The sequence below is a fragment of the Legionella sp. PATHC032 genome (assembly GCF_026191185.1).
In the GTDB taxonomy this organism is placed as follows: domain Bacteria; phylum Pseudomonadota; class Gammaproteobacteria; order Legionellales; family Legionellaceae; genus Legionella.
The window spans coordinates 1,419,752-1,446,404 of record NZ_JAPHOV010000001.1; the positions used below are offsets into that span (position 1 = coordinate 1,419,752).

Below are 26,653 nucleotides of genomic sequence, written 5' to 3' on the forward strand. Positions count from 1 at the left end.
GTTTTTTAAAGTAGGCTGAAGTGAGCAAGATGATTAGTTAAAATAGGACTATTCATGGAGCATGCCTGTTGATTAAACGGAGGGTTTATGACCGAAAAACCACAGCTTATAAATTGCTCATTTCCCAATGAAGCATCTTTATATATGGCGTATATGCCTTTTGTGAAAGGTGGCGGTCTTTTTATAAGAACTCAACACGTTTATTCTTTAGGGCAGTCACTTGAATTATCGGTTAAATTACTCAATGAAAATGAACCTTATTTAGTCGCTGGTAAAATAGTCTGGATTACTCCTAAAGGTGCGCAAGGTAATAAGCCGCCGGGAATTGGTATTCAATTTACTGGTGAAAATAGCCGTTATCTATGTAACAAGATAGAAACTTATTTGGCAGGAATGCTAAAATCATGTCAGGTTACAGATACTATTTAGAATTATAATTTATTAATGAACAATATATTCATTGATATTTTTTTGGGGTATAAAGGTGCTAGTAGACTCTCATTGTCATTTAAATTTTATCGATTTAACCCACTTTAATAATGATTTTTCTCAGGTAATTAATCAGGCTCGCAAGAATGGGGTGGAGCATTTCCTGTCTGTATGTGTTGAGTTGAGCGATTATCCTCAATTAGAGTGTTTAGCTAAAGATTATACTGATATTAGCATTTCTGTTGGAGTGCATCCGAACAGTGAAATGAATTATCCTGTTACTGCACAAATGTTATGTGAATTGGCTCGAAATCCTGCTTGTATTGCCATAGGAGAAACAGGGCTTGATTATTATCGTAATCCTACGGAAGAGGCGCAATCTTTACAACGAGATCGCTTCAGAGAACATATCAAGGCGGCACTTATAACTTCCAAGCCGTTAATTATTCATACCAGGCAGGCGGCTGACGATACGTTGCTCATGATAGCTGAGGAAGGGGCTAGTCAGATAGGTGGAGTCATGCATTGTTTTGCTGAAGACTTAGGTATTGCGCAAAGAGCAATTGATTTGAATTTTTATATATCATTTTCTGGAATAGTTACTTTTAAAAATGCTGTTTCCTTGCAAGAAGTGGCCAGTCAGATACCTTTAGAGAGGATATTGATAGAGACAGATTCACCTTATTTGGCTCCAGTCCCACACAGGGGCAAGCAAAATCATCCCGCTTTGGTGAAACATGTTGCAGAAACTATCGCACAACTCAGAGGGATGGACTTCCAAGAGATAGCAGAAATCACTACAAACAATTTTTATAATTGTTTTAATATCAAACGACAAGCATAAATAGCTGGCAAAGGGTGGTTCTCAGCTTAACTTATCATTTTTTAAACTAGAAATAGAGAACGTTCCTAAAGTTTATTTGCAGTTTTCTTAGCCTTAATTAATACACAAATTTTTCAGTTTACTTCGATCTGCCCCTCTCCCGCACTAGGAATTTGAATAGTATCGGGGGACTAAGGTTGGGGAGAGGGAATGACAATGATGGTCATTGACGAAGAAGTGTGGTGTTGTTTATAAAAATTGCTTCTGAAACCAATGGGGTGTTACGGGATGAGTGATCGGCTGTTTATGGAGGCAAAAAATGCAAGCTTGTCTAAATCGCTACCTAAAGCCATTCGAACACAAAGCAATCATCTGTTTGCATCTGTGATTGCATACTGCAAACTTGAATTGTTTACAGTAAAAACCTCAATGAATCACTTTGGTATTAAACAAGAATTACTGCTGAAGGCTAATCAAATCATGTTCAATGAACTGCGGTTTCTTAAAGCTGCTGCATAAGGTAAATTTTTATTCAAAAAGGTATGATCTGCGCTGTCCGTTACTAGTAGTTTTCATTAGCTCGTTACTAAAGTTATTGGTTAAATAATAAATAAATTATATTATTTTAATTTATTTTGTATTATAATTGATACAATTTTATTTTTATAGGTTAGCATAGACTATGCCAAAATTTAAACCGACTATTAAAGAATTAAGACTGATTGATTTGGCTTCCAGAGGGCTTGTCCAAACTATAAATAAGGAATTCATAAAATCAGCATCAGCGAGCAATGATATTCGACTTGAAGCAATTAACGAAGCTATAAAGATAGCAATTAGCTCAGCATCTGATGTGTCAAATGAAGGGGCTGATAAGCGATTGAAAATTGTTGTGATGTTATGCAACTTAAAATGGGAAGATCATCATCGAAATCAACATATTGTAAACAATGCATTTAAGCAAGCAGTAGAAACTAATAACAGGGAGCTTGTTATAGCTCTTTGCAACTTGGTTGCTCCAGTAAGTCAACCAAGTCAAAAAATGGTAAACGAGGCCTTATTACGAGAAGCAGAAAAAGCCATTAAAACCAATAATTGGAAATTTGTTATAGCTCTTTGCAACTTAACTGCTCCAGCACGTCAACCAAGTCAAAAAATAATTAATGCAATCCTAGACGCAGCATTATCAAATGCGGAGAGCTATGAAAATAAAGGTGCCATACAATCATCTTCTAAAGCATGGGAGGCTGTAAAAGCCATTGCGAGCTTACAACCGCCTGCTATTGTACCTGATAAAAATCTATCAGATAATGCATTAAGGCAATTAGCAAAAGTTCCACAGATACGAGCTGATAAGAAGTTAATTAACTTCGCCAAAAATGGGGAGTGGGTAAAGGTATTAAATTATTTTATTCAACAACAAGGGGATAAACCTTCTCATACCGCAATGAATACTGTATTAACATCGGCAGTATCAGATCCCGATAATCAATGGGAGGTTTTTAAGGCACTTTGTTCTCTGCACCAACCTGACTCAAAGACAGCTGGTAATTTGCTACAAATTGTAGCAGGAAAAGGGAGACTTGAGGTTGTCCAAATGCTTTGTAATTTAGATGACAAAAATGTACCTAATATATATTACGTTAAAAATGCGTTACAAGTTGCAAAAAATGCAGGATACCCAGAAATAACCAGATATCTTTCTTTTGAAATGATTCGTCAATCTCTCGCAACAAAAGATAATTTAGCTCTTACACAGGCCATATTTCAAGACTATGTTAATCATGCTTTCGTTGGAAGTAGTTTGTTTAGTAGCCAAGTTAGATCGGTAAAAACTCTTCTTTCACAGTTAAAACGTACTGCAGCACAAGAAAATGGAGAAGATGCTAGAAATCAAGTGGTTATTGAAACCATAGAAAGGTTAAAAGCCATTATGGGGGACAATCAGGACTTGAGCAGTCGTGTTGATTACATTGAAAGCCATTGCAGCAAGAAGGCCCACGGTCTTGATTCATCACTTGTGGCTAAACTTTGATAACATACAAATAAACTTTAGGAACGTTGCCTAGTAATTTTTTGCTTGTGAATAAAGGTTTTAGTAGTATTTATCAATTCTATTTTAAATTTAGAGTAATTAATGAGTTTATATATAGGTTTGATGTCAGGTACCAGTATGGATGGCATTGATGCTGCTTTGCTGGAGCTTCCTTCCAATCAATTGATTCACGGGATTACCAAACAATACAGTGATGACGTCAGGAGAAACCTTGATGATTTAATTATGGGTAAGCATTTAACCCTAACTTCGATTTGCCAACTGAACACTCTAATTGGCAGGGAGTTTGCTGAAGCAGCTCGCCAACTCTTGATTGAAATAAATGTACATACAAAGGAAATTCAGGCTATTGGCAGTCATGGTCAAACAGTCTGCCATGACACAAGTGGAAAAATTCCATATACTTTGCAGCTTGGTTGTGGTCATACGATTTCCTCCCTAACTGGCATTACTGTTGTAGCCGATTTTAGAACAAGAGATTTGGTTAATGGCGGTCAAGGTGCGCCTTTTGCTCCTCTTTACCATCAACAGATATTTTCTAAAGTGAATGAGCCTGTTGCTGTTGTTAACATTGGTGGTATTGCTAATGTTACTTTGATTGCAAAGAACCAATTAACTACAGGTTGGGATATAGGACCAGGCAATTGCCTCATGGATGCCTGGATTTATAAGAACAAAAGAGCTCTCTTTGATAAAAGTGGTGCTTGGGCAAGCGAAGGTGAAGTGATTCATCCTCTACTTGAACATTTGTTACAAGATCCATTTTTCCATTTGGATTCGCCTAAAAGTATAGGAAAAGAATATTTTTCTTTATCCTGGCTACAAAAACATTTAAAACCGGATTATACACCAGCAAATATTCAGGCTACCTTGTTGGCGCTTACAGCCCATACTATAGCTGAAACGATATTGAATACATCAAATGAAGTCAAACAATTATATCTCTGCGGAGGAGGGGCTCATAATACGCATTTGAAAGAGACTTTAGCCAGTCTATTGCCTGGGATGACAGTAAAAAGTATAGCAGACTTAGGGATTAGTCCCGATTATCTTGAAGCAATGATGTTTGCATGGTTAGCAGCACAGACTATCAACCAAATCCCTGTCGACTTAACCTCAATAACAGGAGCTAAAGGTATTGCAATTTTGGGCGCAGTGTACCCTATAATAAAATCATATTGACAAACTAAAGAAGCATAAGGTTTAATTTGATAAAAATTAACAGAGTGATTTTAAATTGACCGCACATTACAACATCGCTTCAAACAGTGGAGCAAGAAATACACTTGCAACGTCTTATTTTATTTTTTTTCTGGCCGCTTCATTCTATTTGTATGAATTCATATTACAAGTCGCGCCAAGCGTTATGGCCGAGTCGATGATGAAAACTTTTGGGGTGACTGGCCAAGGCTTTGGTGTCATTTCAGCTTTTTATTTTTATGCTTATGCCCCTACGCAATTGCCAGCAGGAGTTTTATACGATAGATATGGCCCACGCAAGTTAATGACTTTTGCCATCGTTTTGTGTGCATTTGGTTCTGCCTTTTTTGCTTCCACAGACAGTGTGTTTACGGCTTGTATAGGCAGGTTTTTGATAGGAATAGGCTCTGCATTTTCTTTTATTGGCGTTTTGGTACTTATTTCACGATGGTTCCCCCCTTATTATTTTGCAATTCTCGCAGGAGTAGCGCAGTTGATGAGTTCAGTAGGCGCTATGTTCGGGGAAATGCCTTTGGCAGCTTTGATTGATTTGGTTGGATGGAGAAGTGCAAGTTTTATTTTAGCAGGTGTTGGATTTCTCTTGGCTATTTTATTTTGGGTATTTATTCGTGATTATCCTCATCAGCAAAATCAGACAATACCCGATCATTATTTAAGAGATGAATGGAAGCGCTTAGTTGCTGTATGTAAACATGCTTATACCTGGATCATTGGCGGTTACGCTTTTGCAATTTGGACTCCTATTGCTGTATTTGCTGCACTTTGGGGGGTTCCTTTTTTGCAGGAAAAATTTCAAGTAAGCGTAGTGGCTGCCTCAGGCTTATGCAGTATGATTTGGCTAGGCATTGGTGTTGGCAGTCCATTATTAGGTTGGCTGAGTGATAAATTGGAGAGTCGTCGTATTGCATTGATTATCAGTGCGGTTTTGGGGTTGATTGCAACTCTGATTATCCTTTATTGGTCTGAATTATCTTATAATTGGGCTTATATTGTCTTGTTCGTTTTAGGATTAGGTGCTGGAGGACAGACGGTAAGTTTTGCAGTAGTTAAAGAAAATAATACACCTGAATTAGTTGGCACAGCATCTGGATTTAATAATTTGTCTGTACTAATTGGTGGTGCTATTTTCCAGCCTCTTGTTGGTTATATTTTGCAACAGACTGGATCATGGCGAATTGTCAATGGCGCTCATGTATACAGCATATCGAGTTATCAGACTGCATTGTTAGTTATGCCTGTATGTTTCCTTGCCAGTTTACTTATTGCCATTTTTTTGCTTAAGGAATCGCATCCTGCGCGCAGAATTTAATAGTAGTATTATCAATACCTTACTCACGTTATCTTTTGCTAAGGATTTAATAATATAACGTGAGTTATGAATAAGATCATTCGTTATCTCAAGCCGAACGGGCTAAGGAGTCATTTATGCCGTCACGAAACCCTGTATGGTATTTCAATTTTATTGCCAAGGTTTCGAGACGATGCTTACCCATCTCCTCAGCCCCAACGGATCCTGGATATCGACGGGTTTCTATATAATCTTTCTCTAATACAAATGAAGTCGATATCTTAGCGATCAGATAAAGTGAGTTGAGAAAATATCTAACTAAAACTTACTGTGATTTGTTGGTAATTCAGAGACGTAAATTCTTATATTAGATTTTTTGCAAGAGCTGCCTCTTTAGTTCTGGTGTAGTATTGTAAATGTTTTAGTATTGTTCAATTTAATGCACATTAACTCTATCCCCTTGGCAATGTTTGCGTCATTTCCCTAAAACAAAGTAATCGGGCTATTCAAATGGGCGCCGCTCTTAAGAGTTAGACATATTACTACTCGCGTCATCATGAATCACAGACTTCTTGGGAGTTCCTGTAAAAAAGGTTAAACTTATAAAGATTAAAAATAATAATCCAACGGCATTACAATAGAGGGCGAAATACAGATTATTGTGATTTTGATAAAACAGGTTAGCTATTTCTATTCCAATAGCCCCAATGATCATAATGCTTAGGCTGATTAATGCAGATGCTGTTCCCTTGCTTACAGAAGTCACAAATAAACAATACCTGTTCAACGGGGCATTAATCACACTCAATGAGAAGAAGTAAACTATGATTCCAGGGATCAAATACAAATAATTATTGCCATAAAAATAAGGGAGGAGAGCAGTTAGAGCAAGTCCTACAACCATTATAATGCAACCAATAAAAATAATTCTCTCGATTTTATATTTATAAGTGAAATGATGTAAGCACCAGTTTCCCAAAATTGTTGCCCCAAAGATGGGTAGTTGCCAAAGACCATATTGGATTACAGTCAATTTTGCTTCAGCAATTAATATGATTGGCGCCAGAGCAATCCAGGCGATACAGGGGATCCCTACAAGGCCTTCTGCTATTGCACTAAAACAAAAGGCAGGATTAGATAATAATGCTTTATAATTTTGAGTTATGGAGTTCAGTGAGAACGGTGTTTTCGGTATAACCTGACCGTCTTTTTTTATTTCTCCTATCGGTTCTGGCATAAATCGCCATAATCCCCAATAGGCCAAAAGTGCCCCCAAAGCGATAATAACAAAAATTAAACGCCAGGATGCATAATGAATGATTATGGCTCCCAATAGTGGCCCTAACAATGGAGCTAATATTGCAGCATTAGCCATGATTGCAATTAATCGAATAGCGTCCATTTCCTCAAATATTTCTTGAATGGTTGCATAACCTATTACACCGATGAAGCACAATCCCATTCCTTGGAAAAATCGGGCGATTAAAAATTGATTCATGGAGTGTGAGCTTGCAATTAAAAGAGTGAACAGAAAAAACAAGCATGATCCTATTAACATCATAGGTCTTCTGCCATAAGCATCTGATAGCGGGCCAAGTATGAGCTGCAAACTGGCTCCTCCCAGTACATAGACAGTCAGCGAGGTGGCAACAACGCTTTCATGTGCGTTGAATGATTTAACAACATTGATCATACCTGGCATGATCATGTCATTGGCTATATAAGTCAAAAATTCATATAAAACTAAGAAGCAAGCAAAGATAATGGCCTGTCTGTGTGAAATTTTAATTAGTGGTTCAGACATAGCATTAACCCAGAATCAATTGTTTCTAAAAGGCGGTCTAACAGTATATATGTTTATTTCATAATTTGGTAGAAAATCTGATAATTGTTTTGGTAAGTAATATAGAACCTGCCAAATATAGAGAATAAATCTTTACAATAGTAACTGCCACTTAAAGTTTGTTTACGGCAAGTCCACCATTTGATAAGATTTGCTTACTTCTATAATCTGCTTCTTATGATCTGATCAGTATGCCCAACAAAGAAAAAGTCGTTATTATTATCCCTACCCACAATGAAGAAGATAATATTTCTAATACGATTGATTTGATTCTTAAGGAGACTTGTTCATTAGCAGATTATCAGGTTGATATTCTTGTATTTGATAGTCACTCCACAGATTCAACAGCCCATATAGTTCAAGAGCTAGCCTATACTTCTCAACGTGTGCATTTTGTACAAGAGCCACAGAAAACTGGACTTGGTTCCGCTTACCTGCAAGCCATGCGAATTGCAATAGACAAGTTAAATGCAGATGTTGTATTTGAGTTTGATGCAGACGGTTCTCATCAACCTTGTTATATTGCTCCGATGTTAGAGTTACTTAAACAACATGATGTAGTAGTGGGGAGCCGATATATTTCAGGAGGAAATATTCCTTCAAACTGGGCATTCCATCGTAAATTATTATCTGTAGGAGGTAATTGGATTGCTCGTATGTTATTAACTGGAAAATATAAAGATCTTACTTCTGGTTTAAGGGCAACGCGTACTAATCTGTTAAAGAAACTATTGCCTTCAAACTTTCTATCCAATAACTACGCGTATAAACTTGAGTTATACTGGCTTTTACATAAGGCAAAAGCCAGGATCATTGAGTTTCCTATTCAATTTATTGATAGAGAAAAAGGGAAAAGCAAATTACCTAAGAACAGTATGATTGATACCTTGCGAGTTCTTTTTACCCTTCGCTTGAGAGAGTTGCGCCAGTACCTTACCATGTGCTGTGTGGGATCCCTTGGAGCATTGATTCAATTTAGCCTATACAATTGGTTGCGGAGTTCGAACCATTCCGCTCTGGTGTCCAGTCAAGTAGCTATCAGTGCTGCTATTGTATCTAATTTTATATTTCACCATTCCATTACTTTCAGACAAAAAACAGATTTCCGTATAGCTAAAACAACGATTCTTAGCCGTTTTACACAATTTATTATTTATTCCACCTTTATGGTTTATTTTCAAAGCCTATGGGTTCATATTTTTGTCCATTACTTTGGGCAAGGTGTTTTGAAAGAAAATATCATTGTAGCCTCGGGCTTGGGCATTGGATCTATTATCAATTACCTGTTTTATTCAAATATTATTTGGTCATCAAAAGGCACTCACACTCTCAATTCAAACTCGTCTAAAGAAACTCAAATTTGAAAGAAAAAGTGTAAAAAATTTGAATACCCTAAAGACTAATTTCACAGGACGTAATCCGTCCGGTGAGTTAATTATGGAGATGTGTTAATATTAGATGTGCTGGGCTCACTGTCTTCGATATATTGAATGCTGCATTTACCTATCTGTTCGAACGGTATTGCTTCCGTAGTATATCCAATTGTGTCTTTATCTAGCTTCGCAAATAATACATCTTCTAGTAAATCCACTTTAGCTAAATAGGGTTTAGAATAAACTTTCTGATTTTCACCAAAAAAAGTTTGGCTTTTGATTTTTTCTTTTGCAGCTTTTTCAGATTTGAATAGGGTTACTTTTGATGAGAATGAATTACTTATATGAAGAGGAGTGATATTAATATCTTGAAAGCCATCATTAAAGATAGCATCCCATATGCTATCGGATATAACCCTATGCGCCACACTTTCGCCAATCGCATAAAATTTACTGCCTTTAGATAAAGCGATTAATCCAATTCTTTTTGCATAGACTTCGTTTTTTAAGAATAAATTAACTAAATCATATAGTTCTTTAGATGCAGATCGTAACTTCATCAGCGCTTTTAAATCAAGAAATGGCAATAATTCATGAACAAGAATATCTTTTGGAATTACGCATAAAGAACCATTTTCATCGCAACGAGTAATAATCTTTTTACTACCACTGATTTGATTTTTAATCATACTAAACATTTTTTTCAGCATAACAGTTCCTATTTTTAAATGGCTTCATAAGTTTTCAGCGCGAGTTTGGGGTTGTAAATTCTGCCAAAAATGAAAATCAACTATTTTCACCCATTACAAATGAATTAATTTTAAACTATTTGAATTTTATTTGTCAATATTGGGCGTTTGTACATGGATATCCCTTTTAAATTTAATCGAAGCATTATGAACAAGCACATCCCGAATAACGTAAGCTCGACAATTAAAATTAAATTAAGTAATTGAAAAAAAGTTTTTTATAAAACTTATCTTAATGTATCAAATTTATTCATAAGTGATTTAAAAAGATTATGAAGGATAATTTAGTGGAGTTATTTTGTGTTCTCGATAATTTTGTCAAAAAATTTTTTTCCTGAGTGTGAAAAGGTTTAACTTAAATTTAGCTCAAAGGGCCAGCGAGAGAACTATGCTTTAGAAACAAAACAACGTTACCTAAATCGCTCACTATGCCATTAATAGAGAATTAAAATAATGTCGAAATCAGGCTAATTTGCGAATAGGGAATTAAGCGTCAGTCAATGCATAGAATATAGCACTTACGTTGAAGCAACTTGTTGGTTCAAATAGTATTAGCCTGCCTTATCCATTCAATAAATCATATGTGTCCCACTGAGTAATAATAAATACAGTCCGAAATTAATTCCATTGTGGTTCAAACTCATGAAGCTAGAAAACAAAATTTAAGAGTCAGGTTTTTGGTGCAATAAAAATAAAAACCATCCGGCAACCTTCCTCAATTGCTGTTTATAATACCCAACAGGATCAGTATCGGGACTGATAGTGAACTGAATATCGCACTTCTTCAAACAGCATTTTGCGTTGCAGAGTACTTCGCTTGCAATACTTATAATTGTCAGGATAAACAAGTTTCAAATGATTATATTTAACCTCAGCTCAACATAGGCAGGCCTAAATTTTCATTAAGGAATAGATTTTGAGGGAAGGTTTTCTCGGTTTAAGCATATAAGCAGCTAAACCGGATAAAAGGTTAATGACAAAATTATCTGGTTTGCGATGTCTGGTATGTTCAATTTGGCAAATTGATTTTAATTGCTCAATAACTATTTCAACGATACTGCGTTGTCTGAGGAAATTTTTTTAAAAGGTGAGAGTATTTTGGCCTTCATGTTTCTGCGTACCTTTGTGATAAGCTTATTTTTTTCTGGAAAAGGCTTTCCTCTTTTTTCTTTGAAAGATACTCCTTATCAGCTGCTGCAAGCCCATTGAGATTTTTGAAAAGCTGCTCTAGTGGTTTACGGTCATCCACATTGCCTTTTGTTACGCAAAATGCAATTAATTCACCAAGATGATTAATCACAAGATGGAGCTTAAAGCCAAAAAACCATCCCATTGAGGGCTATCCAGCAAATGTTGTATGGCGATGAATGCGCTTGTTATGACATACTTTCAGGGTGGTTGAATCAACATAATACAGCCCTGTCTTCTTCCCCATATGCGACAGCAAGTAGGCTGATAAAGGTGTCACTAAGGATGACATGATTTCTATGAACCGATTATAGCTGACAAGTTTCGGAAAATACGATTTCATATCCATCTCCACGCATTCACGATAATAGTCTTTAAATGTTCGATAATGGCTGAGGTGAAATAAAATCATGGCCGTTATGATTTCAATGGCTGACAGCCTGCAAGGACCTTGTCTTTTGCGATTCAGTGATGGAAGTCAATAAAGCGGCATTTCTTTAAACCATGCCTTGCAAAAATCATCAATATCACAGAATATTTCTACTATCGGTGCTAACATCTTGTTTCCTTACATAATTCAGGCGTGAATTTTAAAGAAACAAAATGTATATAGCACCGATATTTTTTTCAATAATTCAATAGCATAACCTTATTCTTATATCGAGCTGAGGTTATATTTAGATAAAATAAATTACCAAATTAAAGGCATTTTTAACGAAGAGATTGGTATTTTTCATAAATCCTGTTTCATTTAAGTATCTAGCTTATTACTGCACCAATAGGCGTAAATGATTGGCTTCCTTTTTTCATCAAAAGTTGCTGCTAAATTCAATGATTGACACCTGGTAAAGTATTTTTTAATGCATGATAATCTATCAAATGTATCAATATATAGTACTTCGCCAAGGGTATTCAAATTAGGTGACCAATACTTGTATTGATTTTGCATTGAACCGCAGTCGAAGGTAAAAATTGTCGGTTTATTTTTAAGAAAGAACAGCATGCGTGCCTCGAACCATCCTGGGGTTATGACTATGCTCGGGAGCTTATCGTTAGACTGATTAATTTGTTGTATCGATTGATAATAAGCCAGTTTTTTTGAATACCCAAAACTGAAAAGAGTGGTATTGTTCAGCAAAATGACCCCACTGGTAAGAACGTAGAATACAATTAATAAATAAGTGGAATTACGATAAGCCCACTCTTGATAGCAATAACCAGCTAATAAGCTGGCAGTAATTAGGTATTGACTCAACCAATATCCTCTTATCGTGGCTTTGCCGGCGACAAATAAATAGAAAAGACCAAATGTTACGCAAATAATGAGGCACAAATAAAATATAGGGGATTTTCTAGGGGTACCTTTGGACAGATATAACGCTGGTGGAATGAATAAAAAGTTAATTGCAGGGAGGAACGTATTAAAAAAGGCATGCAAGACACTCCCCATCGCATGATGAGTATTTTGCGTTTGGTGAGTACTTAACTGGTAGCGAATGGATACCCAATCATGCTGCGTATTCCATAGAATAACCGGGCTGAAGACAATGATTGCCAGGGTTAATGCCAAATAAAAATGCCTGGATTTAAAAAGCCGTCTATAGGGTGTTGCAACCAAAAAAATAAGTAAGGCCAGCACGAGAACAATACCTGAGTATTTGGATAAAAGCATAAGGCCTATACTCAAACCTACGTAATACAAATCCTGATTACGATTAAACTGGATGTACCTTATTGTAAAGTAAAGAGTTAATGCCCAAAAAAGGGTTAAAGGTGTGTCATAGGTAGTTTGATTGATCAAATCTAAAGTGACTAATGGTGAAAATAACCAAATCAAAACCGTAACATAACTGGCTTCTTTATTAAGGCAAAGTCTTGCTGTTTTATAAATTATAAAACTGGTCAAGGCAGTAGAAACTATAGTAACCAGGTTTAAAGCAAAGAGAGTATCTCCAAATAAAAGTGTGGCTATTCGGATAAAGTAGGCAATCATGGGAGAACCATCATAGTAGGATAGAGCCAGATGCCTGCTCCAATCCCAGTAATAATAACTATCTAATCCCAGGAGATGAATTGGTGCAATTAATAGAATGATTAGAAAATAGAGGCTAATGTAGCGATGCATGTGCAAAAACATTCAGTATTCCCAGGAAAGTAATGATGAATTATATGTTATTTTATTATCAGTTTTTATATAATGCATTCAGTTTTATCATTAATTAATAAATGACGTTTATGAAATTATATTTTTTTGGCGATGATAATAATAAACCCAAATTAAGCGAACATTTAATCATTTACATACTCAGTTTGCTAGATCCCAAGTCTCAGTCTGTTGCTTCTTTAGTGAATAAAGACTGGTCTAGGCTGGTTCAATTGACACAGCAATACCTATCTATGCTACCAGTGATTCATCGAATACCTCTATTTGTGAATCTGGGTCTTGACGTTTTGAAATTAAAATTAATGACAGGTGGTATGACGAATTCCACATTTAGGCTAAGAATTAAAAATGCCCCTGAGAAATGGGTTATGCGGATTCCTGGAAAAGGTTCTTCAACATTTATAACCAGAAGAGATGAAGCTCATAATGCTAAACAAGCCGAAAAACTTGGACTGAATGTTCCGATAGCTTTCTTTGATCCAGAAGATGGGTTGCAGGTAACTCGCTTTATAGAAGGAGTGCATTCACTGGATGATAAAGCCTTGGCCCGGAAGGAAATTCTGCATGAGGTAGCCACTATGATGAGAAAACTGCATAAGTCTACTTCTTTTGATAATGACACTCATTTTTTTGAACGAAATGAAGAGCTGTTGGATTTATTAAAACGAAAGCCCTTTAATTTCCCTGGAGAAATAGATTTTATTGAACAACGGATGAAGAAGCTACAGGAGATTTTTTCTTCTTATCATATTCAGCAATTTCCTTGTCATAATGATACAACGCCACTTAATTTTATCTTATCAGAAAATCCAGAAATCAAGGGTTCAGAAAAGATTCATCAGATTGATTGGGAATATTCCAGTAATAATGATTTTATTTGGGATTTAGTTTATTTTATGGTTGAAGCTAAGTTAAACCGAGAACAACAGCTTATTCTGTTGAAAGCTTACTTTAATACAGAGGAACTGAGTGACTCTCTTTTGGCATGGATAGAGGTTTATAAACCCATCATTGAATGGTGGATAACGATTTGGTCATGGACTCAATTGGCAAATGGAGCCAATGCAGTTGATTTGAGCTCTTACGAGCAGCTAGGGCTTGAACGGTATCATAGCACCTTAAGTCACTTGAAAAGTGATGACTTCGTCAAAGCCTTGGAAGTTATTGAAGCAGATAGTCATAGCCTGGCTTTTACGGGGAAGAGACCTTTTTAGAGGCAGGTAGTGTGAGGATAAGGCAGTTAGTTTACAGAGATGATTTAGATATTCAGGTCATTTTTTTGAGAAATTCCTGTAGATGCATCTTATCTTGCTCAGTATTTAAATAGTTTTTGAGTTGTTTCATGCTTCTGTCATAACCTTCCTGGCTAATTGTGCCGCGCATCAGCTCAAATCTTAAATACACACAATAGGTGTTGAGTACGTCTGTTTCACAATAATCTCGTATTTCTTTTAATTGGCCTGCCTGGTATTGTTCCCAAACTTTTGAGCCACTCATTCCCATTTTTCCAGGGAAACCTAACATGGTTGAAATATCATCAAGGGGGGCAAATGCTTTGTTCTGATATCCTGCAAGAACATCCATTAGATCAATGTGTCGATAGTGAAAGCGACTTAGATAATTGTTCCATTTAAAGGTTTGTTGATTTTCCCCTGTCTCCCAATAAGTGGGGGCGCTAATACTATAGTATAACGATCGGTAATGCAGTACGGGAAGATCAAATCCACTACCATTCCAGCTCACCAAGGTGGGCGTGTGTTTGTCAATTCCAGCAAAAAAACGGGTTATTAATTCTTTTTCATCAGAATTTTCATCGCCAAGAGACCATACTTTTATTTGAGTTCCATGACTGATTACCACAGATATAGCGCAGATCTTTTGTAAGTAATGAGGCAAAAAATCATTGCCAGTTTTCTCGCGCCTTAAGGCAAACATAGCGCATGCCGTATCTTCATCGGATAAGCCATCAAGTGCAAAAAGCCTTCGCCCTGACTCAATATCTGGAATTGTTTCAATATCAAAAACAAGTATTGTCATAATTTATTAATCCAGTTCGGCCTTAATTCTTATTTTCCAAATTTGTTTGAAACTATCGACAAATCTCTAGATTTATAAAATATTCCAGAGCTGTCAATCTCATAATTTAGATACTGGATTGATTCTATCATGTGAGAGAATAGAAGTAACTGTAAATGACATAGATTGTATGCAGTATATTTGATACAATATTTTTTAAATTGATACCTTATATCGTAGCATTGATATTCAATACTGCAGGATGGATTTTTTTATCATTAAATCATGAAGATTAGATTTACTTTACTTTGTTTTAGCGTTTTTCTTACGGGCTGTGTCAGCAAACCTCCAGCAGACATTAATAATATTTGTAATATATTTAAACAATACCCGAAGTGGTATGTGGATTCGAAAGATGTTGAGCGGCGTTGGAAGGTTCCAGTTCCAGTCCAAATGGCTATTATTCATCAAGAATCAAAATTTAATGCCAGAGCCAGGCCACCAAGAACCAAACTGTTATGGATAATCCCATGGACAAGACCATCGACTGCTTACGGATATACTCAAGCGTTGCGTTCGACTTGGGACAATTATAAACGCACTAATGGATGGTTTTGGTCATCACGCGACGATTTTGGAGATGGTGTTGATTTTATAGGTTGGTATGCTAACCAGGCGAATGTTAAAGCAGGTATTCCTCGAACAGATGCTTACTCACTTTATTTGGCTTATCATGAAGGGATAGGCGGTTATCAAAGGAAAACCTATTTGAAAAAACCATGGTTGATTTCTGTAGCACGCAAAGTGAAGGCTAAGTCACAACTTTACGCAATGCAGCTCAATTCTTGTCAAGGCTCGCTGAAGTCACGTTCCTGGTGGTAATTAACATGACCTGAGGTCAATTTTAAGTAAGGTATACGTTTCTATTTTTAAATAGAAAATCAGGTAATATCCTGTTTATTGTTAACAGAATAAACCTTGAAAAGATAAGGTGAGTGATGGTCAGCTTAGGGTGTGCTAACTCGATACATATAATCATAAAAGAGTTTTCTTGAACGGCTCGTATAGTTTTTTAATACTATGCATGCCCCAAATTATTTGTCAATATGCACTAAATAATTATAAAATTTTATAGTGCTAATATGTTACTATATTCGAAAGTATATAATGATTACGAATTATTTAAGGAGTTTTGGATGCGATTAATGCTTTTAGGTGGACCGGGAGCCGGTAAAGGAACCCAAGCTTCACTTTTAATTAACCGTTATAAAATTCCTCAAATCTCTACCGGTGATATGTTGCGTGCTGCTATAGCAAAAGGTACGCCTTTAGGATTAAGTGCCAAAAAAATTATGGAATCAGGCGGGTTGGTGTCTGATGATATTATTATCGGATTAGTGAAAGAAAGGCTAAAAAACTCTGATTGTGATAGAGGATTCCTGTTTGATGGTTTTCCAAGAACCTTAGTTCAGGCTGAAGCTTTAAAAGATGCAGGAATCCATTTGGATCATGTGATAGAAATAGCTGTCGATGACGAAGAAATAATTGAGCGTATCAGTGGACGTCGTATTCACCAGCCTTCTGGAAGAGTTTATCATGTTGTGAATCAACCGCCGAAAAATCCGGGTGTAGATGACATCACAGGCGAACCTCTGATTCAACGTGATGATGATAAAGAAGAGACAATACGCAAGCGCTTACAGGTTTACCATAACCAAACAGCGCCATTGGTGCAATATTATAAGGAATTGGCCGAATCTGGTTCTAAAGAAGCTCCAAAATTTCACACTATTAGTGGTACAGGTACAGTAGAGCAAATATTTGATAACATCGTAACGATACTCGAAACTTAGGAGCTAACATGCCGACCCAGACTATAAACAGCGCTGAATTTGAATCATTAATTAATGACAATGAGATAGTTTTTATTGATTTCTGGGCTGAGTGGTGTGCTCCCTGTAAGCAATTTTCAAAAGTATATGAGCAAGTTTCGGATCAGTTTCCAACTATTAAATTTGTCAAAGTGAACATTGAGGAACAACAAGAGTTAGCAGATTTTTTCGAGATCCGATCCATTCCTCATCTTATGGTCTTCAAAGACAGTATTGTTATTTATTCTGATGCTGGAAGCATACCCGAATCCACTTTAAAAGAATTGGCGCAACAAGCACTAGATGCTGACGTTAGTGAAATACGAGCTCAGCTTGAGCAGAAGGATAAGTAGAAATACTGGCCAGATAATCCGCAAGTTCTTTTTTACTGGCATTATCCATAGTAAGGCCGAGTTTAGTACGGCGGTTTAGTATGTCATCACAATAATTAGCCCACTCTTCTAAAATAAGGTAATCTACTTCCACTTGATAGAGTGATGGGCCATATTTTTTTCCCATTGCTTCCATATTGTTACATTGCGAAAGAAAAATTTCTGTATAACAACCATACGTATTGAGGTAGCGATTTAATAGCGCATCATCCAGCCAATGATATTTTGTCCTGGCGTAATTAACATATTGTGCAAAACTCATATCCGCTAAAGTAGCTCCCGGTAAAGGAGTATGCTTTGTTTTCGATGGCTTCATTTGTGGGAATATAGAGGTCAGTTGATTTATGACTTCTTCGGCCAACTGCCTGTATGTTGTTATTTTCCCACCAAAAATTGTAATAATGGGAGCAGGGGAGCTGTTAAACTCATAGGAATAGTCACGACTTAATGATTTTACTTCCTTGCTATCATCAGCTAATAGAGGCCTTATACCACTCCAGGAATGGACTATATCTTCTTTTGTTATTTTAAACTTGAAGTAGTCATTTACCAATTCAATTAAGTAATCAATTTCTTCTTCACTAATCTCTATCTGGTTAAGATCTCCAGTATAGTGGATATCGGTGGTTCCAATCATGCTAAAGCCATGATAGGGGATGATAAATATAACCCGCTCGTCATTATGCTGTAAGAAATAAGCATGATTACCCTCAAAAAGTTTGGGAACGATAATATGGCTACCTTTAACCAGAGTAATATCTTTCTGGATAGGTGTTTGAGTTAATTGAGCAATTGATTGAACCCATGGTCCTGCAGCATTAATGATGCATTTAGAATAAGCTTTATAGCACTGCCCTTTCGTAGGCTGGATAGTTAAATGCCATATGTTATTGATTACCTCAGCGCAGATTACTTTGGCATGCGGCTTTATGCTTGCGCCATGATTTTTGGCTTGTATGGCATTGAGAATGGTTAAGCGAGCATCATCTGTGGTGGCATCATAGAAAAGAAAACCGCGATTTAACTCCTCTTTTAGTGGAGTAAAATAATTATTCTTATTATTTCTGCGGATCGATTTGGATTTAGGTAAATGATTTTTTCGGCTGAGATGGTCATAAAAAAATAAACCTAATCTCAGTAACCATGAGGGGCGCATATGTTTTAAGTAGGGCAAAACAAAAGATTGGGAGTGGACTAAATGGGGGGCCAAATTGAGAAGCGTTTGACGCTCCTGGAGTGCTTTTTTGACTAAACCAAATTCATAATGCTCTAAATACCTTAAACCGCCGTGAATTAATTTTGTGCTACTTGATGAGGTTTTGGATGCCAGATCGTCCTGCTCGAAGAGTATCACAGAAAGTCCTCTTAATGCTGCATCTGCAGCGCAGCCACAGCCATTGATGCCTCCACCAATAATAGCAACATCAAAAACCTGATCCATGTTTTTATCTCCGAAAAAAGATTACACTCAATATAATATAAATATAGAGGGACTTTATAATAATGAACTATATACTAGCCATTGACCAGGGAACAAGTAGTACTCGCGCTATGATCTACACCCTTCAGGGTGATTTAATCGCAAATAGCCAGTATCCTCTTACTCAATATTACCCCAATTTGGGTTGGGTAGAACACGATCCTGAGGAAATATGGCAAAAAACTCTGAATGCGATGCGGGATGTTGTATCTCAAGTTCAGGGAAAAGCAATTTTATGCTGTGGTCTTACCAACCAACGAGAAACGACTCTGATTTGGAATAAAAATACAGGGGAATGCCTCGCACCAGCTATTGTATGGCAGGATAGACGTACTGAAGAGTTTTGTTTTTCCTTGTCTGAATGCTCGTCAATGATACAAGAAAAAACCGGACTACTTCCTGACCCCTATTTTTCAGCAAGCAAATTAAACTGGTTACTAAAGAATAATTCTCAAGCTCAATCACTAATTAACCAGGGGGATTTGGCATTTGGGACAATAGACAGTTTTTTAATATGGCGAATGACTAAAGGGGCCAGGCATGCTACCGATATGACCAATGCATCCAGGACTATGCTATTTAATATTCATCATGAAAAATGGGATAAGCAGTTACTCGAACTGTTTTCCATTCCTGAATCAACATTGCCAGAGGTTCACTCCAGTGATAGTCATTTTGGAGTGATAGATAAAGAATGGTTGGGAGTAGAAATTCCAATTACCGGCGTTGCAGGTGATCAACAAGCTGCTTTAATTGGGCAGGGCTGTTTCGATAGAGGAATGGTTAAGGCTACTTTTGGTACTGGAGGATTTTTATTGCTCAACACAGGGGATAAACCTGTATTCTCAAAGCACAAATTATTAACTACTATTGCTTATAAAATTAAAGAAAAAACAATTTATGGTTTGGAGGGCAGTATTTATCATGCCGGAACAACTGTTAAATGGTTACGGGATGAAATGAAATTGATATCCCATTCTGGTGAAACCGAAACATTGGCACAAAGTCTTGATAGCAATAACGGCGTATATCTTGTTTCATCTTTTACTGGTCTTGGAGCACCTCACTGGTTATCAATAACAGGAACAGCTATTATAGGTGTATCCCGTTCAACGAACAGAGCACATTTTGCAAGAGCTGCCCTGGAAGGTGTTTGTTATCAAACACGTGATGTATTAACCTGTATGAGAGATGATAGTCAATTGGATTTGACTTTATTAAGAGCGGATGGAGGTATGGCAGTAAACCAATGGTTTCTACAATTTATGGCTGATCAGTGCCAGTTGACAATTCAAAAACCCAAGGACATTGAAACGACTGCCAAAGGAGCAGCAGTATTAGCCGCAATTGGCTCTGGACAATTTGATTCAATTTCTTCAGTAAATAAGATATGGGACGTTGAGAACGAGTTTCAGCCTTCTAGAGAAAGAGCGGTGGTTGAAAAAGATTTTCGTGGTTGGTTAGAAGCGTTGGCAATGGTTAAAGCAAGACAAACATAGGCCATCTTATTCTTATATGGTTTTGGCTAACGGTAGGTGTTATGATTTACTTGGTCAGATTAAATTAGATTGAAGTAGCCCATATTATAGTCTAATACAAGCTACTGATGAATTGGTTGTATTTTTTATTTTACGTCACGGATTTTTTCACCGGTATATAATTGGCGAGGTCTGCCAATACGTGATTTGGTAGCTACCATTTCCATCCAGTGACTCATCCATCCAACAGTGCGAGCCAGAGCAAATATCACTGTGAACATATTGGTTGGTATCCCAATAGCGCTTAAAGTCAGTCCCGAGTAAAAGTCTACATTTGGGTAGAGTTTTTTCTCAATGAAATATTCATCTTCAAGAGCAATGCGTTCAAGTTCCATCGCTAATTTGAATAAAGGCGCGTCTTTTGCTCCCACAGCTTCTAACACATCATAACAGGTCTTACGCATTACTTTTGCTCTTGGATCATAGCTTTTATAGACCCTGTGCCCAAACCCCATCAAACGGAATGGATCATTTTTATCTTTAGCTCGTTTAATGTAATGTTCGATACGACTCACATCGCCTATTTCTTTTAACATATTTAGGCAGGCTTCATTCGCTCCACCATGAGCAGGACCCCATAAAGCACCTATACCGGCTGAAATACACGCAAATGGGTTAGCTCCAGTAGAGCCTGCCAGACGTACTGTCGATGTAGAGGCATTCTGTTCATGGTCAGCATGGAGAATAAAAATAGTATCCATAGCCCTTACCAATACAGGATCTGGCGTCGTATCTTCAGATGGAACACCAAACATCATATGAAGAAAGTTTTCTGCATAAGACATTTTGTTTTTAGGATACATATAAGGCATGCCAATCGAGTATTTATAGCTCATTGCGGCTAGAGTAGGCATTTTAGCAACCAGCCTGATTGCGGAAATAAAGCGGTCTTGTGCGTTATTCAAATCCATAGATTCATGATAGAAAGCAGACAAGGCACCCACAATTCCAACCATAATAGCCATTGGGTGAGCGTCACGTCTGAATCCATTCAAAAACTGGTACATTTGCTGATGAACCATAGTATGATTGTTGATGAGACTGACAAAAGCTTTCTTTTCTTCTTTGTTAGGTAGTTCCCCATTGAGTAATAAGTAACTTACATCAAGGAAGTCCTTTTTTTCTGCCAATTGTTCTATAGGATAACCCCTATACAACAAAATGCCTTTATCCCCATCAATATAGGTAATTTTTGATTCACAGGAGGCAGTTGATAAAAAACCTTGATCAAAGGTAAAGACGCCATGTGAACCAAGCTGGGTAATATCAATCACATCATTACCTAGGGTGGGAGTATAGATTGGTAAATCAATCGTCTCTTGCCCATCGATGCTGAGTTTCGCTGTCTTTTGAGTCATTGCTTCTCCTGATTATTTACATGCTTTAAGCATTCATACTTTCGTTAGTGCGCGGAACTATATAAAAATGACAACATACAGTCAAATTAAACATAATTTTGGTCATTAAAAATGCTAGTCCCATATCCAATATTAATTAAACATTCAAATAATTTAGATCATTTGCAACCGTATACATTGATTATATATTATGGTTTACAAATTTGAGGAATAATAGAAAAAAAAATGATAACTCCAGCCGAATTACCTATTAATCATCGTGGTGCGGTATATCATCTTGATTTAAGAACCGAAGAAATAGCTGATCTCATTATTACAGTCGGAGACCCTGGGCGAGTGAGCCAGGTCAGTCAGCATTTTGATAAAATTGAAGTACAACGGTCCCATCGAGAGTTTGTTACCCATACTGGTTATCTTGGAAGCAATAGAATTACTGTTCTCTCCACTGGTATTGGTATGCCAAATATAGATATCGTGATGAATGAACTGGATGCTTTGGCAAACATCGATTTATCTACACGAACTGTGAATACTAACAAAAAGAGTTTAACAATAATTCGATTAGGCACAACAGGGGGAGTGATTGCGAATTGTTTACCTGGCGATATAGTGATTAGTCGATATGCAATTGGTTTTGATAGTTTGATTGATTATTATCAGTATAAGCCGAAGGGAGTTCTTGAAAGAATTAAGGAAGAGTTATCTCAGTATCTAAAGGGAGATAGTGGTCCATTTTATATTTCTGAATCTTGTCCTCAATTAGCCGAACATTTCAGTTCTTTAGGACATACAGGAATTACCGCTACTTGTGGTGGTTTTTATGGGCCGCAAGGCCGCCAGTTAAGGTTACCTCTTCATTACCCCAATCTTATTAGTCAGTTAGGAAAATTTTGTACTCAGAGTTATTCAGTAATTAATCTTGAGATGGAAACCGCTGCTATCTATGCTCTTGGCAGTATGCTTGGGCATAAATGCTTATCCTTAAGTGTGGTGATTAATAACAGGATACATGGAAGTTTTGTAGCTGATGTCAAATCTTGTCTGGATTCCCTAATTGCAAAATCACTTGCAAATATTAAAAATATCCCTGGGCTATCTGAAGCTTAAGGTCATTTAATTAAGACGCCCAGTGTGGTATCCTTTTGCTTTAAATTAATCTTAATTTATTGTCTAAAGGATACATCCAAATCATGGTATACCTAGCCAAAGAAGTCTTACCAGTCAACATAGAAGACGAATTGAAGCAATCCTATTTGGATTATGCGATGAGTGTTATTGTAGGTCGAGCATTGCCTGATGTACGTGATGGTTTAAAGCCAGTGCATAGGCGAGTTCTTTTTGCGATGAGCGAGTTAGGTAATGATTGGAATAAACCGTATAAAAAATCTGCTCGTGTAGTAGGGGATGTCATCGGTAAATACCATCCTCATGGGGATACAGCTGTTTATGACACAATCGTTCGTATGGCTCAACCCTTTTCCATGCGTTATCTGTTAATCGATGGGCAGGGTAATTTCGGTTCTGTAGATGGAGATGCCCCAGCTGCCATGCGTTATACCGAAGTAAGAATGTCCAAAGTGGCACATGCTTTGCTTGCTGATTTGGATAAGGAAACAGTTGATTTTAGTCCTAACTATGATGAAACAGAATTTGCTCCAGTAGTATTGCCATCACGAATTCCCAACTTATTAGTTAATGGTTCTTCCGGTATCGCAGTAGGAATGGCTACTAATATACCACCACATAATCTTACCGAAGTGATCAATGCTTGCATTGCTTTGGTGGATGAGCCTGACACGAGTCTTGAAGATTTAATGGAAATTATTCCTGGACCTGATTTTCCCACAGCAGCAATTATTAATGGCCGTGCTGGAATTATTGAAGGTTATCGTACTGGGAAAGGGCGGGTTGTTATCAGGGCGCGCACAGAAATTGAAACGGATGAAAGTTCAGGACGTCAATCAATTATTATTCAGGAATTACCTTATCAGGTGAATAAAGCGCGTTTGATTGAACGTATTGCTGAATTGGTAAGGGATAAAAAAATCGAGGGAATTTCTGGTCTGAGGGATGAGTCAGACAAACAGGGAATGAGAGTGGTCATTGAATTAAAACGCAATGAAGTAGCAGATGTAGTATTGAATAACCTGTTCGCTCATACTCAAATGCAAAATGTATTCGGGATTAATATGGTTGCCCTGGTAGATGGCCAGCCACGTACTTTGAATTTGAAGCAAATACTGGAATATTTTATAAAACATCGAAGAGAAGTTGTAACCAGACGAACAATATTTGAATTGAAAAAAGCCAGAAGTCGAGCCCATTTATTGGAAGGCTTGGGAATCGCCTTGGCTAATATTGATGAAATGATTGCGTTAATTAAGCAATCGCCTACTCCTCAAGATGCAAAAAATGCTTTATTAGGAAAAATATGGCAACCAGGTTTGGTAAAGGCTATGTTGGAAAAAGCTGGTTCAAATGCGTCAAGGCCGGATGATTTAACCGAAGAATATGGTTTACATGAGCATGGATATAAATTATCCGAAGCTCAGGCACAGGCTATACTTGAATTAAGATTACATAGGCTAACTGCTCTTGAACAAGATAAAATAATTAATGAATTTGAAGAGCTGCTGAATTTAATTAAGGAATTACTTGATATATTGGCTTCTCCTGAAAGGCTTATGCAAGTGATTCGTGATGAATTGATAGAGATTAAATCCCAATTTGGTGATGAGAGGCGAACGGAAATAACAGCCTCACAAGAAGATTTGACTATTGAAGATTTAATTACCGAAGAAGACGTTGTGGTCACTTTATCTCATCAAGGTTATGTAAAATATCAGCCCATTACAGCCTATCAGGCTCAGCGTCGAGGTGGCAAAGGCAAATCGGCAACTCATGTCAAAGATGAGGATTTCGTTGAGCGTTTGGTGATTGCGAGTACTCATGACACCTTATTATGTTTCTCCAATCATGGCAAATTATATTGGTTAAAAGCATATCAATTGCCTCAAGCAAGCCGCACTTCCAGAGGAAGGCCGATAATTAATATTCTTCCTTTGGCAGAAGGTGAAGAGATTAATGCGATGCTCCCTGTTCGTGAGTATAAAGATGGTAGTTATGTGTTTATGGCTACGAAGAAGGGAACAGTTAAAAAAGTACCTTTAAATGCGTTTAGCAGGCCACGATCCAATGGGATTATTGCTGTGGATCTGGAAGAGGATGACAGTCTCGTAGGGGTTGATATTACTGATGGTACTCGCGATATTATGTTATTTACTGATGCAGGCAAAGTAATCCGTTTTGATGAAAATAAAGTGCGACCTATGGGGCGCACGGCTCGAGGAGTTCGTGGAATTCGAGTAGAAAAAGATCAAGCGGTTAAATCTCTTGTGGTAGTCGACCCGAATGGAGGTACTATTTTGACGGCAACTGAAAACGGCTATGGCAAGAGAACCCATATCGATGAGTATCGAGTTTCAGGAAGAGGCGGACAAGGTGTTATTTCTATTCAGGTTACTGAACGAAATGGTAAAGTTGTCCGCTCCTTGCAGGTTACCGATAATGACGAAGCCATGTTAATTACGGATAAAGGAACTTTGGTTCGCTTTAAAGTCAATGAATTATCTGTGATAGGCCGAAATACACAAGGAGTTCGTCTGATTAATGTCAGTTCTGGTGAGACAGTTGTTGGAATGCAAAAAATTGTAGATTTAGGAGAAGAATTAGAAGAGGCAGAAGATTCATCTCTTAATGCTGAAGACAGTAGTGATGAATGACAGGGTTTTCAATTTTGGAGCTGGCCCTGCCATGTTGCCTGAGGAGATATTAAAAGAGATTCAAGAGGAATTTCTTAATTGGCGTAATACCGGGATGTCCATACTTGAAATAGGCCATAGAACACCGGAGATCATTAATCTTTTAAGTACCGCAGAGCAATCGTTAAGAGAGCTGTTAAATATCCCAAAAAATTATCATGTATTGTTTTTGGGAGGAGCAGCTCGGACACAATTTGCCATGATTCCTATGAATTTATTACGGCCAGGAGATGATGCGGCTTATTTTATTACGGGAATCTGGTCTAAGATGGCTTATCATGAAGCGAATCTTCTAAAAAAAGCATATTACCTTAGCAATGAAGAGAAAGAAGGATTTGTATCAATTCCTGACTATCAAAAGTGGGAGCTAAAAAGTAATACAGCTTATGTCTATTATACCCCAAATGAAACAATTAATGGAGTCAGATTTCCTTATGTTCCTAAAACAGGAGGGGTTCCTCTAGTTGCGGATATGACTTCTTGCTTGCTGAGCGAGCCGATAAATATTAGGCAATATGGTTTGATTTTTGCTGGTGCGCAGAAGAACATTGCCAATGCAGGTTTAACTGTAGTTATCATTCATGAGGAATTACTACAAAATCAACCTGAGCTAGTGATTCCTAGCATGTTGAATTATAAAAATCATGCTGATCATCGCTCCTTATATGCTACACCACCAGTATTTAATTGTTATTTGGCAAGTAAAATGTTTGAATGGATAAAAAACCAAGGGGGTATAGAAGGATTATTTCAGAGGAATTGTTTGAAAGCTGCGAAGCTGTATCAATATCTCGATTCAACTGATTTTTATTTAACTCCAGTATCTAAAGACGCCCGCTCTATAATGAATGTTTGCTTTTCCCTGTACTATCCGGATTTGGAACAAAAATTTCTTGATATGGCTAATGAGCGTGGGTTAAAGGCCTTAAAAGGTCATCGTATCACTGGAGGATTGCGTGCCAGTTTATATAATGCCATGCCTATGGCTGGAGTCGATGCGCTCATTGAATTTATGTCTGAATTTGAAAAAGAAAATGGTTAAT

Annotated in this window: 21 protein-coding genes and 2 pseudogenes; 15 read left to right on the forward strand and 8 right to left on the reverse strand. The window is 37.2% G+C overall.

The features are described from left to right. Positions 1 to 87 precede the first annotated feature (87 nt). From OQJ02_RS06475 to OQJ02_RS06500, 6 genes are all read left to right on the forward strand, one after another. Entirely contained in the window at positions 88 to 429 is a 342-nt protein-coding gene (locus OQJ02_RS06475; protein WP_265718405.1) for a PilZ domain-containing protein, read from the forward strand. A gap of 55 nt (positions 430 to 484) precedes the next feature. Next, on the forward strand, positions 485 to 1,273 hold the full coding sequence (locus OQJ02_RS06480) for a TatD family hydrolase (protein WP_265718406.1): 789 nt from the start codon (positions 485 to 487) through the stop codon (positions 1,271 to 1,273). Positions 1,274 to 1,540: 267 nt separating this feature from the next. Then, complete coding sequence (locus OQJ02_RS06485) at positions 1,541 to 1,771, forward strand: hypothetical protein (RefSeq protein ID WP_265718407.1); 231 nt, start codon at positions 1,541 to 1,543, stop codon at positions 1,769 to 1,771. A 163-nt stretch (positions 1,772 to 1,934) separates the two neighbouring features. Next, positions 1,935 to 3,287, forward strand: coding sequence for a hypothetical protein (locus tag OQJ02_RS06490; RefSeq protein ID WP_265718408.1), 1,353 nt, complete (start codon positions 1,935 to 1,937; stop codon positions 3,285 to 3,287). A 102-nt stretch (positions 3,288 to 3,389) separates the two neighbouring features. Further along, positions 3,390 to 4,490 carry an anhydro-N-acetylmuramic acid kinase gene (locus OQJ02_RS06495; RefSeq protein WP_265718409.1) on the forward strand — a complete coding sequence of 367 codons (1,101 nt, stop codon included), beginning with the start codon at positions 3,390 to 3,392 and terminating at the stop codon, positions 4,488 to 4,490. A gap of 55 nt (positions 4,491 to 4,545) precedes the next feature. Further along, on the forward strand, positions 4,546 to 5,838 hold the full coding sequence (locus OQJ02_RS06500; RefSeq protein WP_265718410.1) for an MFS transporter: 1,293 nt from the start codon (positions 4,546 to 4,548) through the stop codon (positions 5,836 to 5,838). Positions 5,839 to 6,340: 502 nt separating this feature from the next. Here the strand turns inward: OQJ02_RS06500 and OQJ02_RS06505 are convergent. Next, the gene (locus OQJ02_RS06505) at positions 6,341 to 7,621 is read right to left on the reverse strand and encodes an MFS transporter (protein ID WP_265718411.1); all 1,281 of its coding nucleotides are present in this window, start codon (positions 7,619 to 7,621) and stop codon (positions 6,341 to 6,343) included. 230 nt (positions 7,622 to 7,851) lie between these two features. Between OQJ02_RS06505 and OQJ02_RS06510 the strand changes: the two genes are divergently transcribed. Beyond that, a complete protein-coding gene (locus tag OQJ02_RS06510) occupies positions 7,852 to 9,024 on the forward strand; it encodes a glycosyltransferase family 2 protein (RefSeq protein ID WP_265718412.1) in 1,173 nt (390 codons plus the stop codon). A 71-nt stretch (positions 9,025 to 9,095) separates the two neighbouring features. Here OQJ02_RS06510 and OQJ02_RS06515 read toward each other — a convergent pair whose 3' ends face one another. From OQJ02_RS06515 to OQJ02_RS06525, 4 genes and pseudogenes are all read right to left on the reverse strand, one after another. Continuing rightward, complete coding sequence (locus tag OQJ02_RS06515; RefSeq protein ID WP_027226916.1) at positions 9,096 to 9,743, reverse strand: hypothetical protein; 648 nt, start codon at positions 9,741 to 9,743, stop codon at positions 9,096 to 9,098. Between the two features lie 930 nt (positions 9,744 to 10,673). Continuing rightward, positions 10,674 to 10,850 (reverse strand): annotated as a pseudogene (locus OQJ02_RS15460) (transposase); the annotation flags it as partial. Positions 10,851 to 10,887: 37 nt separating this feature from the next. Continuing rightward, a pseudogene (locus OQJ02_RS06520) lies at positions 10,888 to 11,382 on the reverse strand (IS982 family transposase). Between the two features lie 339 nt (positions 11,383 to 11,721). Then, the gene (locus OQJ02_RS06525; protein ID WP_265718413.1) at positions 11,722 to 13,107 is read right to left on the reverse strand and encodes a glycosyltransferase family 39 protein; all 1,386 of its coding nucleotides are present in this window, start codon (positions 13,105 to 13,107) and stop codon (positions 11,722 to 11,724) included. A gap of 98 nt (positions 13,108 to 13,205) precedes the next feature. On the opposite strand from OQJ02_RS06525, the gene OQJ02_RS06530 reads away from it, so the two are divergent. Beyond that, a complete protein-coding gene (locus OQJ02_RS06530; RefSeq protein ID WP_265718414.1) occupies positions 13,206 to 14,348 on the forward strand; it encodes a phosphotransferase family protein in 1,143 nt (380 codons plus the stop codon). A 52-nt stretch (positions 14,349 to 14,400) separates the two neighbouring features. Here OQJ02_RS06530 and OQJ02_RS06535 read toward each other — a convergent pair whose 3' ends face one another. Beyond that, positions 14,401 to 15,171, reverse strand: coding sequence for a 3'-5' exonuclease (locus tag OQJ02_RS06535; RefSeq protein ID WP_265718415.1), 771 nt, complete (start codon positions 15,169 to 15,171; stop codon positions 14,401 to 14,403). Positions 15,172 to 15,435: 264 nt separating this feature from the next. On the opposite strand from OQJ02_RS06535, the gene OQJ02_RS06540 reads away from it, so the two are divergent. The 3 genes from OQJ02_RS06540 (at position 15,436) to OQJ02_RS06550 (ending at position 17,374) form a co-directional block, all read left to right on the forward strand. Next, entirely contained in the window at positions 15,436 to 16,032 is a 597-nt protein-coding gene (locus OQJ02_RS06540; protein WP_265718416.1) for a hypothetical protein, read from the forward strand. A 314-nt stretch (positions 16,033 to 16,346) separates the two neighbouring features. Beyond that, positions 16,347 to 17,003, forward strand: a complete 657-nt coding sequence (gene adk, locus OQJ02_RS06545; protein ID WP_265718417.1) for an adenylate kinase — start codon at positions 16,347 to 16,349, stop codon at positions 17,001 to 17,003. An 8-nt stretch (positions 17,004 to 17,011) separates the two neighbouring features. Then, positions 17,012 to 17,374, forward strand: a complete 363-nt coding sequence (locus OQJ02_RS06550; protein WP_265718418.1) for a thioredoxin family protein — start codon at positions 17,012 to 17,014, stop codon at positions 17,372 to 17,374. Here OQJ02_RS06550 and glpD read toward each other — a convergent pair. After that, positions 17,334 to 18,854: a glycerol-3-phosphate dehydrogenase gene (glpD, locus tag OQJ02_RS06555; protein WP_265718419.1), complete on the reverse strand. Its 1,521-nt coding sequence runs from the start codon at positions 18,852 to 18,854 to the stop codon at positions 17,334 to 17,336. The genes OQJ02_RS06550 and glpD overlap by 41 nt on opposite strands. Before the next feature lie 62 nt (positions 18,855 to 18,916). On the opposite strand from glpD, the gene glpK reads away from it, so the two are divergent. After that, complete coding sequence (glpK, locus tag OQJ02_RS06560) at positions 18,917 to 20,392, forward strand: glycerol kinase GlpK (protein WP_265718420.1); 1,476 nt, start codon at positions 18,917 to 18,919, stop codon at positions 20,390 to 20,392. 125 nt (positions 20,393 to 20,517) lie between these two features. Here the strand turns inward: glpK and gltA are convergent, their stop codons facing one another. After that, complete coding sequence (gltA, locus tag OQJ02_RS06565) at positions 20,518 to 21,789, reverse strand: citrate synthase (RefSeq protein ID WP_265718421.1); 1,272 nt, start codon at positions 21,787 to 21,789, stop codon at positions 20,518 to 20,520. 225 nt (positions 21,790 to 22,014) lie between these two features. Between gltA and OQJ02_RS06570 the strand changes: the two genes are divergently transcribed. From OQJ02_RS06570 to serC, 3 genes are all read left to right on the forward strand, one after another. Next, positions 22,015 to 22,896: a nucleoside phosphorylase gene (locus tag OQJ02_RS06570; protein WP_265718422.1), complete on the forward strand. Its 882-nt coding sequence runs from the start codon at positions 22,015 to 22,017 to the stop codon at positions 22,894 to 22,896. Between the two features lie 83 nt (positions 22,897 to 22,979). Then, the gene (gene gyrA / locus OQJ02_RS06575) at positions 22,980 to 25,571 is read left to right on the forward strand and encodes a DNA gyrase subunit A (protein WP_265718423.1); all 2,592 of its coding nucleotides are present in this window, start codon (positions 22,980 to 22,982) and stop codon (positions 25,569 to 25,571) included. Next, on the forward strand, positions 25,564 to 26,652 hold the full coding sequence (gene serC / locus OQJ02_RS06580) for a 3-phosphoserine/phosphohydroxythreonine transaminase (protein WP_265719803.1): 1,089 nt from the start codon (positions 25,564 to 25,566) through the stop codon (positions 26,650 to 26,652). The genes gyrA and serC overlap by 8 nt, the downstream gene beginning before the upstream one ends. Position 26,653 lies beyond the last annotated feature (1 nt).

Coding starts and splice junctions, on each gene's coding strand:
- OQJ02_RS06475 (WP_265718405.1), top strand. CDS start 88: ATGACCGAAAAACCACAGCTTATAAATTGCTCATTTCCCAATGAAGCA.
- OQJ02_RS06485 (WP_265718407.1), top strand. CDS start 1,541: ATGAGTGATCGGCTGTTTATGGAGGCAAAAAATGCAAGCTTGTCTAAA.
- OQJ02_RS06490 (WP_265718408.1), top strand. CDS start 1,935: ATGCCAAAATTTAAACCGACTATTAAAGAATTAAGACTGATTGATTTG.
- OQJ02_RS06495 (WP_265718409.1), top strand. CDS start 3,390: ATGAGTTTATATATAGGTTTGATGTCAGGTACCAGTATGGATGGCATT.
- OQJ02_RS06505 (WP_265718411.1), bottom strand. CDS start 7,621: ATGTCTGAACCACTAATTAAAATTTCACACAGACAGGCCATTATCTTT.
- OQJ02_RS06510 (WP_265718412.1), top strand. CDS start 7,852: ATGCCCAACAAAGAAAAAGTCGTTATTATTATCCCTACCCACAATGAA.
- OQJ02_RS06515 (WP_027226916.1), bottom strand. CDS start 9,743: ATGCTGAAAAAAATGTTTAGTATGATTAAAAATCAAATCAGTGGTAGT.
- OQJ02_RS06525 (WP_265718413.1), bottom strand. CDS start 13,107: ATGTTTTTGCACATGCATCGCTACATTAGCCTCTATTTTCTAATCATT.
- OQJ02_RS06530 (WP_265718414.1), top strand. CDS start 13,206: ATGAAATTATATTTTTTTGGCGATGATAATAATAAACCCAAATTAAGC.
- OQJ02_RS06535 (WP_265718415.1), bottom strand. CDS start 15,171: ATGACAATACTTGTTTTTGATATTGAAACAATTCCAGATATTGAGTCA.
- OQJ02_RS06540 (WP_265718416.1), top strand. CDS start 15,436: ATGAAGATTAGATTTACTTTACTTTGTTTTAGCGTTTTTCTTACGGGC.
- adk (WP_265718417.1), top strand. CDS start 16,347: ATGCGATTAATGCTTTTAGGTGGACCGGGAGCCGGTAAAGGAACCCAA.
- OQJ02_RS06550 (WP_265718418.1), top strand. CDS start 17,012: ATGCCGACCCAGACTATAAACAGCGCTGAATTTGAATCATTAATTAAT.
- glpD (WP_265718419.1), bottom strand. CDS start 18,854: ATGGATCAGGTTTTTGATGTTGCTATTATTGGTGGAGGCATCAATGGC.
- glpK (WP_265718420.1), top strand. CDS start 18,917: ATGAACTATATACTAGCCATTGACCAGGGAACAAGTAGTACTCGCGCT.
- gltA (WP_265718421.1), bottom strand. CDS start 21,789: ATGACTCAAAAGACAGCGAAACTCAGCATCGATGGGCAAGAGACGATT.
- OQJ02_RS06570 (WP_265718422.1), top strand. CDS start 22,015: ATGATAACTCCAGCCGAATTACCTATTAATCATCGTGGTGCGGTATAT.
- gyrA (WP_265718423.1), top strand. CDS start 22,980: ATGGTATACCTAGCCAAAGAAGTCTTACCAGTCAACATAGAAGACGAA.
- serC (WP_265719803.1), top strand. CDS start 25,564: ATGAATGACAGGGTTTTCAATTTTGGAGCTGGCCCTGCCATGTTGCCT.